Source organism: Patulibacter sp. NPDC049589, from assembly GCF_040675535.1.
Classification (GTDB): Bacteria; Actinomycetota; Thermoleophilia; order Solirubrobacterales; family Solirubrobacteraceae; genus Patulibacter.
In genome coordinates this window covers 1-5,713 of sequence record NZ_JBFAPC010000241.1, presented here as the reverse complement: position 1 = coordinate 5,713, position 5,713 = coordinate 1, and the positions used below count along the sequence as shown (strand labels likewise).

Annotated in this window: 6 protein-coding genes; 2 read left to right on the top strand and 4 right to left on the bottom strand. The window is 75.9% G+C overall.

Features of this window, described 5'->3' with window-relative positions; all coding sequences use genetic code 11:
* Positions 1–131: 131 nt before the first annotated feature.
* Positions 132–461, bottom strand: coding sequence for a hypothetical protein (locus tag AB0L40_RS25955; protein ID WP_364361400.1), 330 nt, complete (start codon positions 459–461; stop codon positions 132–134).
* A 304-nt stretch (positions 462–765) separates the two neighbouring features.
* On the opposite strand from AB0L40_RS25955, the gene AB0L40_RS25950 reads away from it, so the two are divergent.
* Positions 766–1,638 (top strand): 3-hydroxybutyryl-CoA dehydrogenase, encoded by an 873-nt coding sequence (locus AB0L40_RS25950; protein ID WP_364361398.1) that lies wholly within the window; start codon positions 766–768, stop codon positions 1,636–1,638.
* Here the strand turns inward: AB0L40_RS25950 and AB0L40_RS25945 are convergent.
* On the bottom strand, positions 1,629–1,832 hold the full coding sequence (locus AB0L40_RS25945; RefSeq protein ID WP_364361396.1) for a hypothetical protein: 204 nt from the start codon (positions 1,830–1,832) through the stop codon (positions 1,629–1,631). The two genes, AB0L40_RS25950 and AB0L40_RS25945, sit on opposite strands and share 10 nt — an antisense overlap.
* A 76-nt stretch (positions 1,833–1,908) precedes the next feature.
* The gene (locus AB0L40_RS25940; protein ID WP_364361394.1) at positions 1,909–3,333 is read right to left on the bottom strand and encodes a wax ester/triacylglycerol synthase domain-containing protein; all 1,425 of its coding nucleotides are present in this window, start codon (positions 3,331–3,333) and stop codon (positions 1,909–1,911) included.
* A 252-nt stretch (positions 3,334–3,585) separates the two neighbouring features.
* Here AB0L40_RS25940 and AB0L40_RS25935 point away from each other — a divergent pair, with 252 nt between their 5' ends.
* A complete protein-coding gene (locus tag AB0L40_RS25935) occupies positions 3,586–4,872 on the top strand; it encodes a cytochrome P450 (RefSeq protein ID WP_364361392.1) in 1,287 nt (428 codons plus the stop codon).
* 97 nt (positions 4,873–4,969) lie between these two features.
* Here the strand turns inward: AB0L40_RS25935 and AB0L40_RS25930 are convergent.
* A partial coding sequence (locus AB0L40_RS25930; protein ID WP_364361390.1) for a helix-turn-helix domain-containing protein occupies positions 4,970–5,713 on the bottom strand: 744 nt, incomplete at its 5' end.

Genomic DNA, 5,713 nt, shown 5'->3' with positions numbered 1-5,713 from the left:
CCTCCCCGGCGCGGGGAGCTGGCCGGCGGCCTTGGCCCCCGGGCCGGGGTGGGCCCACCCCGGCCCGGAGCGGCGCGCGTCCCGGCCCGTGGGGGACCGGACCGGGGCGCCCGCCGCCGCGGGGGTCGGGCTCAGGCGGGCGCGACGTGGGCGACGAGCTCCGCCACCGCCCGCGACGAGGCGCGGAGGTGCCCGCGGGCCTCGAGCAGCTCCTGCAGCGCGGTCGCTCCGTGGCGCTCCGGGACGGCGCGCCCGATCCGCCACTGCAGGTCCACGAGGCGGCTCGTGATGGCGTCGAGCTCGACGATCGAGACGTCCCCGCCCCCGAGCGCGGCGCCGGACACGGCGCGCAGCCGGTGGTGCACCGAGCTCGCCTCGTCGCGCAGCGCGTCCGGCGTCGACCGCCGGTCGACCGCCCCTGTCCCGGGGCACGCGCCCCGCCTCGCCATCCGTCCGGACATCTCTTCGGTCCCCGTTCCTGCCGCGGTCATCGAAACGTGTTCGCACGAACGGCCCGATCTGTGACCGCGACTTGCGATCTCTCGCGCCGTGCGTCCAGATCACCTGGACGCCGGGCCCGCGGGTGACGGCGCCACACCACGCACCACCGGGGTGCCGGCGTCGCCGTGAACGCCCCCCGGGTCGGGGGTATCGCGGGGGCCCACGGCGGGACTAGCGTGCGGCCATGGCCCCTCGCCGACGTTCCCACGACCCCCGCCGCGTGGCCCCGCTGCGCGCCACCCCCGATCGCGCGTGGCCGGCCCGATGAGCGCCGCGGAGCGGATCTCCCGCGTCGGGGTCGTGGGCGGCGGCCAGATGGGCGCCGGGATCGCCGAGGTCTCCGCCCGCGCCGGGTGCGACGTCACGATCGTCGAGGTCTCCCAGGAGCGTGCTGACGCCGCCCTGCAGCGGATCTCGACCTCGCTCGGACGCGGCGTCGACCGCGGCAAGCTCTCCCGGGAGGACGCCGACGACACGCTCGCGCGCGTGCGGGCGAGCGGCACGATGGGCGACCTCGCGGACCGCCAGCTCGTCGTCGAGGCCGTCGTCGAGCAGAAGGACGCCAAGATCGACGTCGTCCGTGCGCTCGCCGGCATCGTCGAGGACCCCGACGCGATCCTCGCGTCCAACACCTCGTCGATCCCGATCGTCGAGCTCGGCGCGGCCGTCGGCGACCGCTCGACCAACGTGCTCGGGCTGCACTTCTTCAACCCCGTGCCGGTGCTGTCGCTCGTGGAGATCATCCCGTCGCTCCTGACGGCGCAGTCGGTGACGGACCGCGCGGAGGCGTTCGTCGTCGACGTCCTCCACAAGGACCCGATCCACGCGCCGGACCGCGCGGGCTTCACCGTCAACGCCCTCCTGATCCCCTACCTGCTGTCCGCCGTGCGGATGCTCGAGCAGGGCCTCGCGACCGCCAAGGACATCGACGACGGGATGGTCAAGGGCTGCGCCCACCCCATGGGCCCGCTGCGCCTGTCGGACCTGATCGGCCTCGACACGGTGCTCGGGGTGGCGGAGACGCTCTACACCGAGCAGCGCGAGCAGCTGTTCGCGCCGCCCGCCCTGCTCCAGCGGCTCGTCGCGGCGGGGCGCCTGGGGCGCAAGACCGGCCACGGCATCTACGACTACGCCTGAGCGGCGCGCCGGGCCGACGGCGGGTGGCGCGCCGGGACCGGCGCGGCGCCGGTCGACGCGCCGGACCGGAGGCCGCGGGCCGGGAGCGGCCAGCGCGCGACGGGCATCGCGGTGGCCTCGTCGGTCCGCAGGACGTTCGCGACCCCGTGCCGCCGCCGGATGATCGTGAGCAGGACGTTGCGGACCTGCCCCACCTCGGCCGCGCGGTCCGGGGCGTCGTGGGCGGCGTCGGCCAGGTCCTGCGGGCCGCGTCCCCCGACGACCGTCGGGTCAGCCCGCGGCGCCCGCCGCGACGACCTCGGCGAGGCCCTCGCCGATGCTCCGCCGCAGCAGCGGGACGTCCGTGACGGCGGCGGTGTCGACCGCGACGCCGATGCTGCAGCGGTCCCGGTTGGAGATCAGCGTCGCCATGATCGCGCAGCCGGGGACGGGGCCCATCACGTAGACCTCGAGCACCTCCGCTCCCGCCACGTAGGCGGCCCGGGTGAGCCCGCGGAAGTTCGACGCCTGGACGTCGAGCGCGCTGGTCATCGTCGACGTCGTCCGCGTCAGCACGCCGGTCGGCAGGCGGCTGAGCAGCGGCGCCGCCGCGCCGGCGAGGTCCAGGGCGGGCTCGTCGCGCGCGGCGAGCACCTGGGCGCGGACCCGGGCCACGCGGGCGGTCGCGTCGCGCTCCGCGACGGGGAGCGCGACGCGGGCCGCGGCGAAGCGGTTGCCCCCGCCCTCGTCACCGGCCTTGCGCAGGCTGATCGGCATGCCCAGCGGGATCTCGTCGACCTCGACCCCCAGCGCCTCGTGGTACCGGCGCAGGCCCGCGCCGAGCGCGGCGAGGTACGCGTCGTTGAGCGAGCCGCCCAGCGCCTTGCCGGCCGCGCGCAGGTCGGCCATCGCGACGTCGATCGCGAACACGTCGCGGCCGAGCCCGCGCTCGCTGAGCGCCGGCGACGGCGTCCCCGGCGACGCGCCGGCCATCCGGCCGAGCGACTGGACGTAGCGGACGGTCGACAGCGCGCTGCGGCGCGGCCGGCGGAGCACGCCGCCGGCGATCCGGCCGCCGCGGGCGACGAGCCCCGGGGCCCGGCCGACCTGCCGCGCGGCGTTGCGGACGACGAGCGCCTGGGCCGACGCGACCGCCGCCCGCGACGGGTCGGCCTGGTCGGACGCGGAGACCGTCGGCTCGGCCGTGGTGCTGTGGATCAGGTGCAGCAGCTGGATCAGCGCGGTGCCGTCGGACATCGCGTGGTGGAGCTTGAAGAGGTACAGCGCCCGCCCGTCGGCCAGGCCGTCGACGAGGACGCCCTTCCACTGCGGCCGGTCGCGCTCGAAGCCCTCCATGTGGACCTCGGCGGCGACGACCATCGCGTCGTCGAACGTCGAGCCCGGCGGCAGCGTGACGCGCCGCAGGTGCGCGTTCAGGTCGACCTCGGCGTCGACCCAGGCGGGCTGGCCGATCCGGGAGCGGTCCTCGAGGACGCGTTGGCGCATCCGCCGGACCCGGCGGACGACCCAGCGGTGCCCGGTGACGAGGCGGTCCCAGTCCGGGGCGTGGTCGAGCACCTCGACGATCAGCCCGGCCGAGCGCAGGGCCGGGTCGGCGTCGGCGCGCCACATCATGGTTTCGAACGCGGTCAGCTCGTCCGACGTCCCCCAGTCCGCGGCCTCGTTCTCGTCGACGGACGACTGCTCCTGCGTCACGGTGCTCCTCCGGTCCTCGGGCCGCGTCCCGCGGCCACGGGCCGAGGATAGAGCGGCCCTGGGGCCCCGGGGGACTGCGACTCGCACCTCCCCGCCGCGCGGAGGGGTGGCCGGCGCGGGACCCGCGAGCGGCACGGCGCCACCCGGGCGGACGCTGTACCCGCGGGCCGTCCCTGGTATCCCCCCAACGGGACGCGGATCTCTCCCCCTGGGTCCTCCCCGGGCGCCCGCGCGCGAGGGAGGCTGGCCACGATGAGCACGCCGACCGACACCGCGCGCCCGACCTGGGGCCCCGACCTCGACCTCGGGGCCCGCGCGTTCTGGGAGCAGCCGTTCGAGGTCCGGGAGGAGGCGTTCGCCCGGCTGCGCGCCGAGCACCCCGTGTCGTACCACCGCGCGTACGAGAGCTCCCTGCTGCCCCCCGACGACGACACCCCCGGGTTCTGGGCGATCACCAAGTGGGAGGACTGCCGACGCGTCTCGCGCGACGCCGAGACGTTCGTCAGCGGCGAGGGCGTCCTGATGGAGGACATGCCCGAGGTCGTCATCCTGGCCACGACATCGTTCCTGGCGATGGACGGCCCCGAGCACCGTCAGGTGCGCGGCATCGTGTCGCAGGCCTTCACGCCGCGGAACGTCCGCAAGATCGACGCGTGGATCGACTCGGTCGCCAAGGAGCTGGTGGACGAGATCATCGACCTCGGCGAGGGCGACATCGTCGACCTCTACGCCAAGCAGCTGCCGGGCCGGATCTTCGCGTTCTTCTTCGGCGTCGAGCCCGGCTCCGACGACATGCACACGATCATGGAGGCCGCCGAGCGGATGCTCGCGTGGGACGACCCCAACTGCGCGCTCGGCCGCGACGCCCTGACGACGTTCGCGGAGGAGGCCGAGCGGATCCAGGAGGTCGCGATGGCCCGCGCCGACCACTTCCGCGACAACCCGGCCGACAACCTCGTCTCCTGGGTCGTCAACGCCACGTTCGAGGACCGCGTCCTGGACGACTGGGAGATCGCCGCGTTCTTCTCGCTGCTGGGCTCCGCCGCCAACGACACGACCCGCCACTCGATCGGCCACGCATTCCGGCTCTTCTCCGAGCACCCCGACCAGCTGGCCCTGCTGCGCGAGGACCTCGACGGCCGTCTCGACGGCGCCGTCGAGGAGATCCTCCGCTACGTCAGCCCCGTCCAGCACTTCCGCCGCACCGCCGTCAACGACACCACGGTCGGCGGCCAGGAGATCAAGGCCGGAGACAAGCTCGTCCTCTGGTACTGCTCCGGCAACTACGACGAGGACCAGTTCGACGACCCCCGCCGCTTCGACATCCTCCGCACCCCGAACAAGCACCTCGGCTTCGGCGCCGGCGGCCCGCACTTCTGCATCGGCGCCGCCCTCGGCCGCCAGATGATCAAGGCGACGCTGCGTGAGGTCTACACCCGGATGCCGGACCTCCACCTGACCGCGGAGCCCGAGTTCCAGGTCAACAACTTCATCAACGGCATCCACAAGGCAGAGGCCGCCTGGACCCGGGCCGACTGACCCCAGGCTCCGCTCGCCGGCCGGCCCGCCACCCCCGGGCCGGCCGGGACCCGGGTGGCCGGCCGCCGGCAGGCGCTCGGCCGGCGTGCGAAGCGCGTCAGACGCCTGCCGGTCCGCCGTCCGCCGCGGGCCCGCCCAGCCGCAGCGCCGCCAGCCCGGCCTGGGCCAGCAGCTGGTCGTCGAGGCGGGCGATCACGTCCAGGCCCGTGGCCGCCCGGATCCGACCGAAGCGGTGGCGGATCGAGTTGGCGTGCAGGCCGAGCTCCGCGGCCGTCACCGTGACGCTGGCGCCCGAGGCCAGGAAGGTCTCCAGCGTCGTCAGCAGGTCGCGGATCCCGGGCTCCGGGTGCAGCAGCGGGCCGAGCAGCTCCTCCCCCAGCGCCGGCGCGTCCTCGGGGGCGGTCACGAGCAGGCGCGCGGGACCGAGGTCCTGGACGACGATCGGCTCCGTGCGGGCCATCCTCGCGGCGGCACGCGCCTCGCGCAGGCCGCGGCGCAGGCCGGCGAAGCCGGCGTACGGCGGCGAGATCGCGCCGCCGCACGACGCCGGCCCCGCGCAGGCGACCAGGCGGTCCCGGACGATCCGCCCGGCGTCGCGCGTCGCCACGTCCTCCGGCACGTCGACGACCAGCACCGGGCCCGAGGCCAGCGGCACCGCCACGGCGCCCCATCCGACCGGGGCGACGGCCCCGGCGTCGATCGCGTCGCCGTCGTCCCCGGCGAGGACGACGACCAGCCGGCGGGTGCCCGGGGCCAGGCCGGCGCCCACGGCCGCCGCCGCCAGCGCGGCGTCGTCGGGGCGCTCGCCCAGCAGGTCCACGAGGAGCACTGCCCGGGCGGC